Below are 13,224 nucleotides of genomic sequence, written 5' to 3'. Positions count from 1 at the left end.
CTGGACACCTCCTTCTCTCACTCTTTAGGTGTCCACCAAATCGGGTCAACCCCATCAAGCGTCCTTTTCGAACACGCGTTGCCGGACGGCACGCAAGCCGACTACGTCCTCTGCGACCGGCAGGGCCGGCCGATGGCCGTGCTCGAGGCCAAACGCGCGAGCATCGATCCCGTCGCGGCGCAGGACCAGGGCCGACACTACGCGAAACAGCTCGGAGTGCCGTTCGTTTTTCTGTCGAACGGCGAGGAAGTGCGGTTCCTTGATGGGGAGGCGGACGCCCACGCGCGCAAGATCGCGGGCTTCTATGCCCAGGACGACCTCGAACGGCGGATCGCCGCGCGCCGGGTCCGGCGTGAATTGTCGGCGGTGGCCATCGACCCGAAGATCGTCGACCGCGGCTACCAGATCGACTGCGTCGAAACGCTGTCCGCCGAAGTCACGCGCGGACGGCGCAAACTGCTGGTCGAGATGGCGACGGGGACCGGCAAGACCCGCACGGCAGCGGCCTTCATCAAGCGGCTGTTCGAGGCGGGTATCGTCACCCGCGTCCTGTTCCTCGTCGATCGGATCGCGTTGGCGCGGCAGGCCGAGGACGCGTTCACCGACCATCTCCGGGACTACCCCTGCCACGTGCTGCGTCCCGGCCGGGGCTTCGACCGCGCGAAGCGCATCACGATTGCAACGCTGCAAACCATGATCGCGGAGCACCGCGACCTCTCGCCGGGGTACTTCGACCTCGTCATCACCGACGAGTGCCACCGCTCGATCTACGGCAAGTGGAGCGGTGTGCTCCGGCACTTCGACAGCATCCAGCTCGGCCTCACCGCGACCCCCTGCACGGCGGACGCGGATGCGCTTCCCGATCCCGAGGATGGGCAGTTCGTGCGCGACACGTTGCGTTTCTTCGAACTTGCCGAGCCCACATTCCGCTACACTTTGCGTCGGGCCATCGAGGAGGGTCATCTCGTGCCCTACCGCATCTACAAGGCGATGACGGTGAAGACCGCAGCCGAGGACGGGTTCGAGGTGAGGCGGGACGAACTCGATTGGAGCGCCATGGATCAACGGACGCGCAACGAGTTCGAGGAACTCTTCGACTCTTCGGACACGATCACGGTGGACCCGCGGGCGCTCGAGCGCCAGTTCACGATCCCCGAACGCAACCGGGCCATCGTACGGGAGTTCCGCGACGCCCACGAGAAGGGTTTCATGGGCCGGGACGGCGTCAGGCGCTGGCCCGCATGGGGCAAGACCATCGTGTTCGCGGTGACCCGGCGTCATGCCGAGACGCTGGCGGAGATGTTCGACGAGCATTTCGCGGACCTGAAGCCCCACCCGGCCACGCGCTATGCGGACTTCGTAGTCAGCGATGTCGGCGGCGGCCCGGCGCCCGATGCGAGCGCCATCGTCAAGCGCTTCAAGGAGGAGGAATATCCGAGGATACTCGTCAGCGTGAACATGCTCGATACCGGCTTCGATTGCCCAGAGGTCGTCAACCTCGTCATGGCGCGGTTCACGCGAAGCGCCATCCTCTACCGCCAGATGCGCGGGCGCGGTACGCGGAAGGCGCCGCACATCCGGAAGACCGGGTTCACGATCTTCGATTTCGTCGGCGTGACGGACTTCCACGGCGACGACGATGGGGACGTCGGGGGCGGCCTGGTCCGCGACGGCGGCAGACCGCCCGGGCCCGAGAAGCCCCGCATGCTGTTTACCCTCGACGTGGACGACCACATCGACCCGGAGAGCCGGGACTGGCTCACACTGGACGACACCGGCCGCATCGTGCGCACGCCTGAGCACCAGGCGCGCGCCGACGAGATCGGCATGCGCTTCGAGGCATGGCGTGGAAAGCAGGACGAGTTCGATGCGGAACAGGTTCGTTGGGCGGGCCTGATCGGGAGCCGGGTACGCGCCGACGCGATGAACATGGACACTTTCGGCGAATGGGTTTTCGACGAGCACCCCTTTGCCGCCCTCGGCGGCTACGAGCAGGCCCGGCGGGTGTTCGGCGGAGAGCAGTCGCTCGGCCGGCTGATTGCGGAGTTGAACGCCGCGGTGTTCGGACCACGGCCGGCGCCCGACGATCCCGTACGCGCCCGTGCAGGGGAGCGATAGCACCATGCCCCTCACCTCCGAACTGCGGCGCGGCATCGATCGCATCCGCGACTATCTCTTTGGCGGCGGCTATCCGAACCCGGCCCAGAACGCCGAACAGCTAAGCTTCCTGATCTACTTCTACATGTACGAGGCGGCGGACGCCGCCGGGGTACGCGCGGCGCAACGGCCGGGCGCTGCCCCGTACGCCAGCGCTTTCGACGGCGAATGGAACCTGTGCGACCCGCGCAACGCCCGCGAGCCTGGTGCGGAAACGGTGCCGCGCGAACTCCTTCGCTGGTCGTCCTGGGCGCATGCGCTGAACGGCGAACGGCTGGTGAACTGGGTGCGGGAGGAGGTCTTTCCGTTCCATGCGGAACTGGCCGCGAACGGCGTCACGGACTTCATGGACGGCGCCCGGCTGGTCATCGACGAGCCGACGGTGCTTACCCAGGTTGTCAGCCAGTTGAACGACCTGCATCTCGACCGGGTGGACGCGGACACCAAGGGCGATCTTTTCGAACATGTGCTCCGCCAGATCCGGCAGGCGGGCGAACTCGGCCAGTTCCGGACGCCCCGGCACGTCATCCGCGCTCTGGTGCGACTCGTGGATCCCCGGCTCGGCGAGACGATATACGACCCGGCGGCCGGGACGGCGGGCTTCCTGGTCGCCGCGTGGGACCACATCCGGCTCGCCAACTCCTCGCCCGCCGGGATCGAGGAGTTCGACGCGGAAGGCAAGATCGTCCGACGCGGCCTCGGCGATACCCTGAGCCGGGACGCGGTAGGAAAGTTGCGGGAAGCTACTTTCTACGGCACCGACGTGGACCCGCAGATGGTCCGTCTCGCAACCATGAACCTGACTCTCCGCGGTCTCGACCGGGTCCGCATCCTGCGCCGGGACGCGCTCACTCGTTCCCTCGACCGAGCGGCAAAGGCGGAACTTGGTTTCCCTGCGCACGGCTTCGACGTCATTCTCGCCAATCCGCCGTTCTCCGGGCGGCTGGACAAGGACCGCATCGTCGAAGACGTGAAGATCGGTCGCACCGGACAGACCGAGCTCCTGTTCCTGCAATACATGCTCAACCATCTGAGGGACGGGGGGCGTTGCGGTGTCGTGGTGCCCGAAGGCGTGCTGTTCGGCTCCACGGGAGCGCACAGGGAACTGCGTCGTAGACTGGTCGAAAACAACACGGTCGAGGCGGTACTGTCGCTGCCGGGCGGCGTCTTCAACCCCTACTCCGGCGTCAAGACCTCGGTGCTGGTGTTCCGCAAGGGCGGCGCGACCGGAAGGGTGATGTTCCTGCACGCGGACAACGACGGGTTCAAGCTCGACGCCAACCATGACCAGCCGATAGACGAGGACGATCTTCCCTATCTGACGGAGGTGTTCCATGAGCGGGAGGCTCGATGGGCGTCATGGCGCGACCGTGAGCCAGACGCGGACTGGACCGAGAACTGGTGGTTCGCCGAGGCCGACGCCATTCGCGCCGCCGACTTCAACCTCAGCGCCAACCGGTACCGGCCGCAGAACCGGACGAAGGTCGAGTACCGCGACCCGCTGGAGATACTGGAGGAGCTGCGGGCGATTGAAACGGAGGTCTTGGGCGAGATCGACGAATTGGCGGACGCGGTGCGGGGGGCGATCCCTGAATGAGCGGCTATCCCATTTTGCAGCTTGGTGACGTTGCAGATGTGGTCACGGGCGACCCTGCGCCCCAAGATCCCGAAGCCTTTGCTTCCGACGGTCCGCTATTCGTGCGGATGCAGGATGTCGGGCGTCATCACCGTCACCCGGCACTTGCGGATTCCACAGACCGCCTTAGCACCGAATGGGTGGCGGGAAGCCGCCTGCGGTTGTTCCCCAAAGACAGCATCCTGATACCCAAGAGCGGCGCGTCAGTGAACCTCAACCATCGGGCCAAGCTCGCCACCGACGCGTATGTCGTCAGTCACCTTGCGATTGTCATTCCAGACCGGACAAGAATCGAGCCGGACTATCTCTATTGGTGGTCCGCAAACTATGATCCCCGTGCTCAAGCGCAGGTCACCAGTCTGCCATCTCTCAAACTGTCCACTTTGAAAACCGCCTTGGTGCCGCTTCCGCCGCTCGACGAACAGCGGCGAATCGTCGGGATTCTGAACCGGGCGGCGAAGATTGAACGGCTGCGGAAGCAGGCGCAGGAGCGAATGCGGGAATTCATTCCAGCGCTATTTGTCAGTATGTTCGGCGCTGAAGAATCAGAGCCCACGAGTTGGCCAGAGTGTTCTGTCGCACAACTTCTAGAGGATCGCCGCCGATCCATCAGAACGGGGCCGTTTGGAAGCCAGCTGAAACACTCCGAATTTACAGATAACGGCGTGCCGGTGCTTGGCATTGACAATGTAGTCTCAAATAGATTTCGTTGGGTGAAACGACGATACATTACACCTCAAAAATACGCCCCTTTTCAACGCTATCGAGTTTTTCCAGGTGATGTAATCATCACGATAATGGGTACTACGGGCCGTGTATGCGTAACACCCGATGATTTACCCGAGTGCATGAGTACGAAGCATCTTTGCGTGTTGACACTGGACCGTAGTCGCGTTGAGCCCTTCTTTGTATGGGGAGCGTTACTGTTCGACGAGCGTGTTCGCGCACAAACTCGCATTCAGGCTCAGGGACAGGTCATGGAGGGATGGAACCTTTCTATCGTAAAGCGACTTCGCCTATACGTTCCACCGCTCAATGCCCAGCGGTCATTTTCGCGACTTGTTGCCCGAATATGGGCCATGGAGACATTTCTGCAGACCCAAACCGAGAAGACGTCGGCGCTAAGCGAGTCCCTCCTCTCCCGCCTACTGGATCCTGGTTGACCAAACTTTGGCGCCGGAAGGGGTCGAAGTGAACTCGCAACAAGATTCCGAAGAGCGCTGGTGACGCCGGCGAATGCGCGGCGGTGTTGGTCGGCGATACCCGTGTGGGGCATGTCGACGACCATTGCGGCGGGGAAGTTCAGCCTCGGGCCCCGAAACTTGTCCGGTGCAGGGACGCCACCACATCCCGGCGGCGGACAGCGCGTCTGATGCCGACTGGCCCCGGAGTCTTTGGACTTTCATAATGGCCTTGTGTCTATCGGGGGCGATGATGGCGTCCGTTCAGGAATGTACTTTAAATATCATGGACCAAAAACACCAAGGTATCGAAGACCCGGATACCGGACAAGTGTTGGGCTCAGTCGAACGACCGAAAGCTAGGGTCAAGATAACCGTGATCCAAGCCAAGCTGTCTCTAGCCACACATAAGAAAACCCGCGTTAATGTCGGGGGTCGGGGCGGTTTGGCGACCCTTCAGGGTGGGTTGGCGCATGCATTGATGCCGCCAAAATGGGTTACGAAGTATGAGACGTTGAAGACGGTTGAGAAGACGTGGGAAGATCTGGATGAAAAGGAGAGCTTCGTGAAGATTGGAGATCCGGTAGTGGAAGCCTTGGTTACCGAGGAAGAGGATTCAGAAGAAGGACTCGTACTGTCGACAAGCGATTGTTGACGGATCGATTGGGACGTTTGAGGTGATGTTCGGCAGGCAGGGTGATTGAGCTCCTCAACCGAACTCCTTTCTAACTCCTTTCTGTCGTCAGCACCTTAGTCGTCCTTTGACTACATCCTGCGACCAACCATATGGTGCTCGTTATATCTCGACTCTAGGAATAGCCAATGACCCGGTCTTTTGCCTTCGCCATCGCGATTGGGATCACATTCGTCGTCTTCGCCGTAGTCGCCACTGAGGCGACTCGCGGAGGCGCGGTTAGTCCGCTACCGGACCGACGCGAAGACGAGCTGCGTGTGCACTTCTACAACGTCGGGGCCGGCACGTGCACCGTGGTCGAGTGCCCCGGTCCGAATGCCCGTCCCATCATCGTGGACTGCGGGAGGCTCGCTGGAGGACGGGGCAAGCACGCGATATCGGACCAGGAACTCAAGACGCGCATTCGCGACACACTCGGCGACCGCTCTCCCGAAGTCGTACTGAGCCATAGTGACCTAGATCACGTCTCCCTGATTCCCCACGTCCTCGGTGAAGTCCAAATCAGTGCCGTTTGGCAAGGAGACGACCCCGAAGACTACCCCAAGAACCTCCGAAGCTGGGTATTGCGTCAGCAGGAACAGGGAGCCGCAATCCATGGGCGCTTTGCGAAGGACTGGCACAATGATGGGCAGCCCATTGCTAACGGCTTGGATTGCGGCACGGCTTCGTCCTACGTGCTGACCGTGAACTCCGGCGAGCCTGCCACTAACTCCAGCGACGACGATAATGCGAACAGCCTTGTGCTCATGCTCAAGTACGGCAGTTTCGGCGTCATCTTCACGGGCGACGCAACCGGTGTCACGGAGAGCGCCGCTATTGCCAATTTCGGCGACGGTTTACGCGCAACGGTCCTCACTGCCTCGCATCATGGCGCGTCCAGCGAAGGCAGCAACAGCGCGGCTTGGGCTGCCGCGACGCGACCCGCGGTGGTCGTCTACAGCGCAGGCACGTTGTACGGCCATCCTACGTGCGCAACGAGACAAACCCTCAGCGACAGCCTCGCCGAGACACCCAAGCACCATGTCATTTGCGGCAAGACCGCGGATGGCGAAAACGACAAGTTCAGCACTCGCGCCGAGTACATGACCCGCGTCAACGGAGCCATCACCATCACCACGGACGGCGAAGCGCCATTGCGGCTCGACTGCGAGGTGGGTCCCGGCTGCGCCGCCATCGAAATCCCGTTCGACAAATAGCTGCCCCGAGCGCTGTGGTTCCGCCTCCAGCCGTTCATGCTGCGAGACCCAGTCGCTTCAGTTGGTGGACCGGGATCGTGGGTCTTCGCTGCAAAGCGTGGACGATGAGAGGCGAGGAGCACCGCATCAGAGTCTCAGCCGATGCGGTGGGCTATGACTTGGTCGGATCGGAAACCGAGGGAGAAAGGCGTGGGGCGACATAAACCGCTTGATGTCTGGAGTGGTAACGAGGCGAGAGGTGACAGAGCCCGGTGCGGCAGACGGGCACGCGCTGATTTACGCTGTTGCTATACTCAAACCGCTTCCGAACCGCTTACGCCATGGGACTGGTATGAAGGATAACACAATGTATTCAGTAGGTTAGCGAAATTCCATCCATTAGTATCGAGGAGATACACGGGCCAGCTAGTCGAATCTCTGCGCTGGACGCCGTCGCATTCTCCGTCGTGGGGGCGTGAGAGTCTCCGTACGAGCCTCCGGTGCCAGCAGCACATCCTTGAGGCTCGGCCGGGTATTCCTTTGGAGCCGGCGCCACTCCTCGATGGGGACCAACACAGCGGCCTCCACGCCACGCTTGGTAACAATTTGCGGCCCATTGACCAGAGCGGTTTCAAGCATTTCGCTGAAACGTGCTTTTGCGTCTTGCACTTGCCAAGTGTTGTCCATGTTCTCCACCAGTTGGCGCGAGCTAACTACTGACTAGATATAAGACTAGTCTTTTCCCGCCGAGAGTCAACCCATTTTCAACCGGTTGGTGCGTATCGGAGAACGGAAGTGGGCCGTTCCCATGCGGCCCGCTTCATCGTCCGGGGAAACGCCCCCCTACTTCGGCAGCTTGTCGTCGATCCCCTTGACGTACCAGTTCATGCCCAGGAGCGTGCCGTCGTCGAGGTTCTTGCCCTTGGCGACGGCCAGGGAGCCGTCCTGCTTGTGGATGGGGCCGGCGAAGACGTGCATCTTGCGGGAGCGGATCTTCTCCTCGGTGGCCTTGGCCATGGCGGCGACGTCGGCGGGCATGTTGGTGTAGGGGGCCATGCCGACCATGCCGGTGTCCATGCCGCCCCAGGTGTCGGTGGACTTCCAGGTGCCGTCGAGCACGGCCTTGGTGCGCCGGATGTAGTAGGGGTTCCAGTCGTCGATGATCGAGGTGAGCTGGGTCTTGGGGCCGAACTTGATCATGTCCGACGCCTGGCCGAAGGCCTTGATGCCCTTTTCGCCGGCGATCTGCATGGGCGCCGTGGAGTCGGTGTGCTGGGTGAGGATGTCTGCTCCCTGGCCGATGAGCACCTTGGCGGCGTCGGCCTCCTTGCCGGGGTCGAACCAGGAGTTCACCCACACGGTCTTGATCTTGAAGTCGGGGTTGACGGACTGGGCGCCGAGCATGAAGGCGTTGATGCCGCGCACCACCTCCGGGATCGGGAACGAGGCGATGTACCCGGCGACGCCGTTCTTGGACAGCCTGGCGGCAATCTGGCCGATGACGTAGCGGCCCTCGTAGAAGCGCGACGAGTAGGTGGCGACGTTCTTGGCGCGCTTGAAACCGGTGGCGTGCTCGAACATGACCTTCGGGAAACGCTTGGCCACCTTGATGGTGGGGTCCATGAAGCCGAAGGAGGTGGTGAAGATCAGGCCGGCGCCCTGGCGGGCCAGACGCGTGATGGCGCGCTCGGTGTCCGGGCCCTCGGCGACCTTCTCGATGTAGAGGGTCTTCACCTTGTTGCCCAGGGCCTTCTCGACGGCCAACCGGCCCTGGTCGTGCTGGTAGCTCCAGCCGTGGTCGCCGATGGGGCCGACGTAGATGAAGCCGACCTTCAAGGGGTCTGCCCCGAACGCGGATGCGGTGACGAGGGACAGGGCAAGAACGGCCGCCAGCACGATGAGTTTTCTCATTTTTTTCCTCCTCCGGATAGGTGAAAGGTACGGTTGATTCAACGGTCGGGCACGAAGGTTTGACCGATACAAGCAGGTGTATTCACTTTCGTCAAGATACGGTTGCCCGAGATGGCCAGAAGCGCGGCGATGGTGACCAGGTACGGCAGCGACGACAGGAACTGGGACGGGATGGTGACGCCGATCCCCTGGGCGTAGAGGCCCATGATCCATACCGTGCCGAACAGATAAGCGCCCACGGCCACGCGGATCGGCGTCCAGGTGGCGAACACCACCAGGGCCAGTGCGATCCAGCCGCGCCCGGCGGTCATGTTCTCGATCCACTGCGGCGTGTAGACCAGGGACAGGTAGCCGCCGGCCAGCCCGGCGCAGGCACCGCCGAAGGCGATGCAGCGATAGCGAACCCCGGCCACGTCATACCCCAGCGCGTGGGCCGAATGATGGTTGCTGCCGACGGCGCGGATGACCAGTCCCGCGCGCGTCCGGGTGAACGTCCACGCGACACCGGCGGTGATGGCGATGGAGGCGTACACGAGAACGTCCTGGGCGAACAGCACCGGGCCGATGAGCGGCAGATCGCTCAGCCCCGGAATGTGAACGGCGCCGAGCTTCACACCCGGAAGGCCGGTGAAGGTCTGGCCGATGAGCCCCGAGAGACCGATGCCGAACAGCGTCAGCGCCAAGCCCGTGGCCATCTGGTTGGCCGCCAGCGTCTGGGTCAGGAAGGCGAAGAGGAGCGCCATGGCGACGCCGGTGCCGACAGCCGCGGCCACGCCGATCGCGGCTGAACCGGTGGTGTACGCGGCCGCGAAGCCGGTGATCGCCCCCATGATCATCATGCCCTCGACCCCGAGGTTGAGCACGCCCGACCGCTCCACCACCAGCTCGCCGACGGCCGCCAGCAGCAGCGGCGTCGACGCCGTGATGATGGTCAAAAGGACCGCTTCCAGGGCGCTCATGGGGCTACTCCGCTGGGAACGTGCGCCCTTCGACTTCGCTTCGCTACGCTCAGGGCGAACGGGGTTGCGGCCGTCCACTCCACTCGGACGCGGCAACGGACCAGCGTGTCGCAGGTCAGGATGAAGAACAACAGCATGCCCTGGAACACCTGCGCCATCTTCTCGGATATGGACAGCTCTACCTGGGCGGCCTCGCCGCCAAGGTAGCAGATAGCCAGGACCAGTCCGCCGAAAACCGCGCCCAGTGGATTGAGCCGCCCGAGAAAGGCCACGATGATGGCGGTGAAGCCGTAGCCCGGCGAGATGGTGGGCTGGAGTTGGCCGACGGGACCGGCGACCTCGCAGATGCCCGCCAGTCCGGCCAGGGCGCCGGAGATGCCGAAGCAGAACCAAGTGGTCCCGGGAACCGAAAAGCCGCCGAAGGTGCTGGCGCGCGGGGCCTCTCCCCTTACCCGGATCTCGAAGCCCATGAGCGTGCGCGCCATGAACACGGCCAGCAGCGCCGCCGCGATGAGCGCGAAAACGGCGCCGAGATGCACCCGCCCGTCGCCGAAGGTGGCCAGCAGATGCCAGTCGTTGAAACCGATGGACTTGGGGAAGTTGAATCCCTGGGGGTCGCGCCACGGTCCGCGCACGAGCCAGTCCAGGAGATACTGCGCCACGTACACCAGCATGAGGCTGGTGAGGATCTCGTTGGCTCCGAAGCGGTTGCGCAGGAGCGCGGGGACCCCCGCCCACGCCATGCCGCCGAGCATCCCCAGCAGCAGCATGGCGGGGATCGCCAGAGCCGAGTCCCACTGGGGCGCCAGGATGGGTATGGAGGCGCCGGCAAGAGCGCCGGCGATGAGCTGGCCTTCCGCGCCGATGTTCCAGAGGTTGGCGCGAAAGCAGATGGCTAGACCCGCGCCGATCAGGACCAGCGGGGTGGCCTTGACGATGAGCTCCTCCACCGACCAAAGCGTGGTCAGGGGACTGATGAAGTAGACATGGATGGCGTGCAGCGGATCGATGCCGCGGGCGGCGAAGAGGATGCTTCCGAGCAGCATGGTGAGGGCCACCGCGAGGAGCGGAGAGGCCACCTGCATGGTCCGGCTGCGCTCCGCGCGCTTCTCCAGCACCAGCTTCACGCGCGTGCGTCCCGCTCCGGCCCCGGGCCGGCTTCGCGCGCACCGGCCATCAGCATGCCGATGCGTTCCCGGTCGATGGTGTGCGCCGGGTAGCTGTCCGAAAGGGCGCCGCGGGAGATGACCGTGATGCGGTCGGCGATCTCGAAGATCTCGTCGAGATCCTGACTGATGACCAGCACCGCGGCGCCGTCCCGGGCCCGATCCACCAGGGCCTGCCGGATGAGCGCGGCGGCGCCGGCGTCCACGCCCCAGGTGGGCTGGTTGATCACCAGCACCCGGGGGTTCCGGTCCAGTTCGCGCCCGACCACGAACTTCTGAAGATTGCCGCCGGACAGCGCTCCGGCCTCCTGGTCCCGGCGGCTGAAGCGGACGTCGAAGCGCGCGCTGATCCGATCCGCCAGGGCGCGGACGCGGCCGCCGTTGACGAAGCCGGTGTGAACCAAGTGGTCGTTGGCGGCATGGCGGGTGAGCAGCACGTTCTCCGACAGGCCGAAGCCGGGCACGGCACTGTGTCCGAGCCGCTCCTCCGGCACGAAGGCCGCGCCCAGGCGCCTCCGTTCGGTGATGTCCCGCTCGCCGCACGGCTGTCCGGCGATGGTGACGGACTCGGGCCTGGGCGCGAGCCGTTCTCCGGACAGCACCTCGAACAGCTCCGACTGGCCGTTGCCGGCCACGCCGGCCACCGCCGTCACCTCGCCGCTCCGCACCTGAAGCGACACGTCGCGCAACGGTACTCCGAAAGGCCCGTCGGCCGGAAGCGAAAGACCCTTGACGGTGAGAGCCGCCGGCCCGGGCGTTTCCCGCGCCGCGACGTTCACCGACTGCACGTCCGCCCCGACCATGAGGCGCGCGAGCGACGATACGGTTTCGGACCGCGGGTCCACGTCGGCTACCACCCTGCCCTGGCGCAGGATGGTGGCGTGATGACAAAGCTCCCGCACCTCTTCCAGCCGATGCGAGATGTAGAGCACCGCGCAACCCTCGTGCGCCAGCCGCCGCAGGGTGACGAAGAGCTGCCGCGCCTCCTGGGGAGTCAGGACCGCGGTGGGTTCGTCCATGATCAGGAGTCGCGGCTCCTGGAGCAGGCAGCGCACCACCTCGATGCGCTGGCGCACTCCGACGGACAGGTCCGCCACCAGCGCCGTGGGATCCAGAGGCAGTCCGTACTGCTCGGACACGCGCGCGACACGTTCGGCCAATGCGTCCCGATCGAACGGGCCGGGCATCGCCAGGGCGATGTTCTCCACCACCGTCAGCGCGTCGAAGAGCGAGAAGTGCTGGAAGACCATGCCGATGCCGAGACGGCGCGCCGCCGCCGGGTTCGGCACGGTGAGCGCTTCGCCGCCCCAGCGCAGCCGGCCCTCGGTGGGCTGGAGCGAGCCGTAGACGATCTTCACCAGGGTCGACTTGCCCGCCCCGTTCTCCCCCAGGAGGGCGTGGATCTCGCCCGGACGCACACGCAGCGACACCCGGTCGTTGGCCGTGAAGTCGCCGAAACGCTTGACGATCTCCTCGGCTTCAAGAAGATAGCCGCCGCGGCCGCCGTGGTCCGTGGTTCCCATGATCGCGGTCTGTCAGGTCCTACTATATGAAGCGCTACCCGAAACGGGCACGCACTATATATGGTGTCGTTCGGGGATGCAACCCCGAAATGCACGCGTCACAGCCGCGGCATGAAGGGCGTGACGCCGAGCTTGTGCTTGATGATCTCGTCCCGCGTCAACCCGTGAAGCTCGTGCGGGAACACCAGCCAGTGATCGGTCTCGTGCACGTAGTAGTCGGGTTCGCGCTCGGTGCGGTTGTTGCCCGGCTTGTAGTAGACCGTGGCCACGCGGGTGTCCACGGGGGCGTTGCGGCGGGACTTGCGCTTGAGATGCGCGAGCACCGCCTCGATGCTGAGACCGGTATCGAACACGTCGTCGACGATGAGCAGGCCCTGATCGGCCTCGACGTTGTCGATGATGTACTGCATGCCGTGGACGCGGATCCGGGAATCCGTCTGTCCGATGCCCTTGTAGAAGGAGGTGCGGATGGCGATGTGGTCGGTCTCGACGCCGAAGTAGTCGAGCAGCTCCTGCACCGCGATGCCCACCGGCGTGCCGCCGCGCCAGATGCCGACGATGAAGCTCGGCCGGAAGCCGCTCTCCAGGATCTGCATCCCGAGCCGAAAAGAGTCCTCGAGCAGCGACTGGGCGCCGATGTAGGTCTTCCGGCTGGTGGTGGGCTCGGTGTGGGATACGGGCTCGACGGGATACTCGGCCATCAGAGTTTCCTCTCCAGAGATGCGCTTGGGTGCGCCGAGTTCAGCGCGAGTTACAGAACGTTTACCCTCTTTTATCGGAAATGCGGCATAGTGCAAGTAGGGACGGAGCCATCCCGTTGAT

11 protein-coding genes are annotated in these 13,224 nt (G+C 64.1%); 5 read left to right on the top strand and 6 right to left on the bottom strand.

Annotated elements, in window-relative coordinates:
- Window positions 1-78 precede the first annotated feature (78 nt).
- The 5 genes from OXU42_06985 (at window position 79) to OXU42_06965 (ending at window position 6,864) form a co-directional block, all read left to right on the top strand.
- On the top strand, window positions 79-2,118 hold the full coding sequence (locus tag OXU42_06985; GenBank protein MDE0029125.1) for a DEAD/DEAH box helicase family protein: 2,040 nt from the start codon (window positions 79-81) through the stop codon (window positions 2,116-2,118).
- Between the two features lie 4 nt (window positions 2,119-2,122).
- Window positions 2,123-3,754 (top strand): N-6 DNA methylase, encoded by a 1,632-nt coding sequence (locus OXU42_06980; protein MDE0029124.1) that lies wholly within the window; start codon window positions 2,123-2,125, stop codon window positions 3,752-3,754.
- Window positions 3,751-4,956 (top strand): restriction endonuclease subunit S, encoded by a 1,206-nt coding sequence (locus OXU42_06975; protein ID MDE0029123.1) that lies wholly within the window; start codon window positions 3,751-3,753, stop codon window positions 4,954-4,956. The genes OXU42_06980 and OXU42_06975 overlap by 4 nt, the downstream gene beginning before the upstream one ends.
- A 304-nt stretch (window positions 4,957-5,260) precedes the next feature.
- Entirely contained in the window at window positions 5,261-5,629 is a 369-nt protein-coding gene (locus OXU42_06970) for a hypothetical protein (GenBank protein MDE0029122.1), read from the top strand.
- Between the two features lie 167 nt (window positions 5,630-5,796).
- Window positions 5,797-6,864 (top strand): hypothetical protein, encoded by a 1,068-nt coding sequence (locus tag OXU42_06965; GenBank protein ID MDE0029121.1) that lies wholly within the window; start codon window positions 5,797-5,799, stop codon window positions 6,862-6,864.
- Between the two features lie 405 nt (window positions 6,865-7,269).
- On the opposite strand, the gene OXU42_06960 is transcribed toward OXU42_06965, so the two are convergent.
- The 6 genes from OXU42_06960 to OXU42_06935 form a co-directional block, all read right to left on the bottom strand.
- On the bottom strand, window positions 7,270-7,530 hold the full coding sequence (locus tag OXU42_06960; GenBank protein ID MDE0029120.1) for a type II toxin-antitoxin system Phd/YefM family antitoxin: 261 nt from the start codon (window positions 7,528-7,530) through the stop codon (window positions 7,270-7,272).
- Window positions 7,531-7,686: 156 nt separating this feature from the next.
- Window positions 7,687-8,754, bottom strand: a complete 1,068-nt coding sequence (locus OXU42_06955) for a BMP family ABC transporter substrate-binding protein (GenBank protein ID MDE0029119.1) — start codon at window positions 8,752-8,754, stop codon at window positions 7,687-7,689.
- 38 nt (window positions 8,755-8,792) lie between these two features.
- A complete protein-coding gene (locus tag OXU42_06950) occupies window positions 8,793-9,713 on the bottom strand; it encodes an ABC transporter permease (GenBank protein ID MDE0029118.1) in 921 nt (306 codons plus the stop codon).
- Window positions 9,710-10,840 (bottom strand): ABC transporter permease, encoded by a 1,131-nt coding sequence (locus OXU42_06945; GenBank protein MDE0029117.1) that lies wholly within the window; start codon window positions 10,838-10,840, stop codon window positions 9,710-9,712. The genes OXU42_06950 and OXU42_06945 overlap by 4 nt, the downstream gene beginning before the upstream one ends.
- Window positions 10,837-12,402, bottom strand: a complete 1,566-nt coding sequence (locus OXU42_06940) for an ABC transporter ATP-binding protein (GenBank protein MDE0029116.1) — start codon at window positions 12,400-12,402, stop codon at window positions 10,837-10,839. The genes OXU42_06945 and OXU42_06940 overlap by 4 nt, the downstream gene beginning before the upstream one ends.
- A gap of 98 nt (window positions 12,403-12,500) precedes the next feature.
- The gene (locus OXU42_06935) at window positions 12,501-13,103 is read right to left on the bottom strand and encodes a phosphoribosyltransferase family protein (GenBank protein MDE0029115.1); all 603 of its coding nucleotides are present in this window, start codon (window positions 13,101-13,103) and stop codon (window positions 12,501-12,503) included.
- Window positions 13,104-13,224 lie beyond the last annotated feature (121 nt).

Source organism: Deltaproteobacteria bacterium (assembly GCA_028818775.1).
In the GTDB taxonomy this organism is placed as follows: domain Bacteria; phylum Desulfobacterota; class Binatia; order UBA9968; family JAJDTQ01; genus JAJDTQ01.
This window is presented reverse-complemented; position numbering and strand designations above follow the sequence as displayed.

Excerpts from the sequence above, each read along its gene's own strand:
- OXU42_06950 (MDE0029118.1), bottom strand. The coding sequence starts at position 9,713 with ATGAGCGCCCTGGAAGCGGTCCTTTTGACCATCATCACGGCGTCGACG.
- OXU42_06960 (MDE0029120.1), bottom strand. The coding sequence starts at position 7,530 with ATGGACAACACTTGGCAAGTGCAAGACGCAAAAGCACGTTTCAGCGAA.
- OXU42_06955 (MDE0029119.1), bottom strand. The coding sequence starts at position 8,754 with ATGAGAAAACTCATCGTGCTGGCGGCCGTTCTTGCCCTGTCCCTCGTC.
- OXU42_06980 (MDE0029124.1), top strand. The coding sequence starts at position 2,123 with ATGCCCCTCACCTCCGAACTGCGGCGCGGCATCGATCGCATCCGCGAC.
- OXU42_06965 (MDE0029121.1), top strand. The coding sequence starts at position 5,797 with ATGACCCGGTCTTTTGCCTTCGCCATCGCGATTGGGATCACATTCGTC.
- OXU42_06940 (MDE0029116.1), bottom strand. The coding sequence starts at position 12,402 with ATGGGAACCACGGACCACGGCGGCCGCGGCGGCTATCTTCTTGAAGCC.
- OXU42_06935 (MDE0029115.1), bottom strand. The coding sequence starts at position 13,103 with ATGGCCGAGTATCCCGTCGAGCCCGTATCCCACACCGAGCCCACCACC.
- OXU42_06970 (MDE0029122.1), top strand. The coding sequence starts at position 5,261 with ATGGACCAAAAACACCAAGGTATCGAAGACCCGGATACCGGACAAGTG.
- OXU42_06975 (MDE0029123.1), top strand. The coding sequence starts at position 3,751 with ATGAGCGGCTATCCCATTTTGCAGCTTGGTGACGTTGCAGATGTGGTC.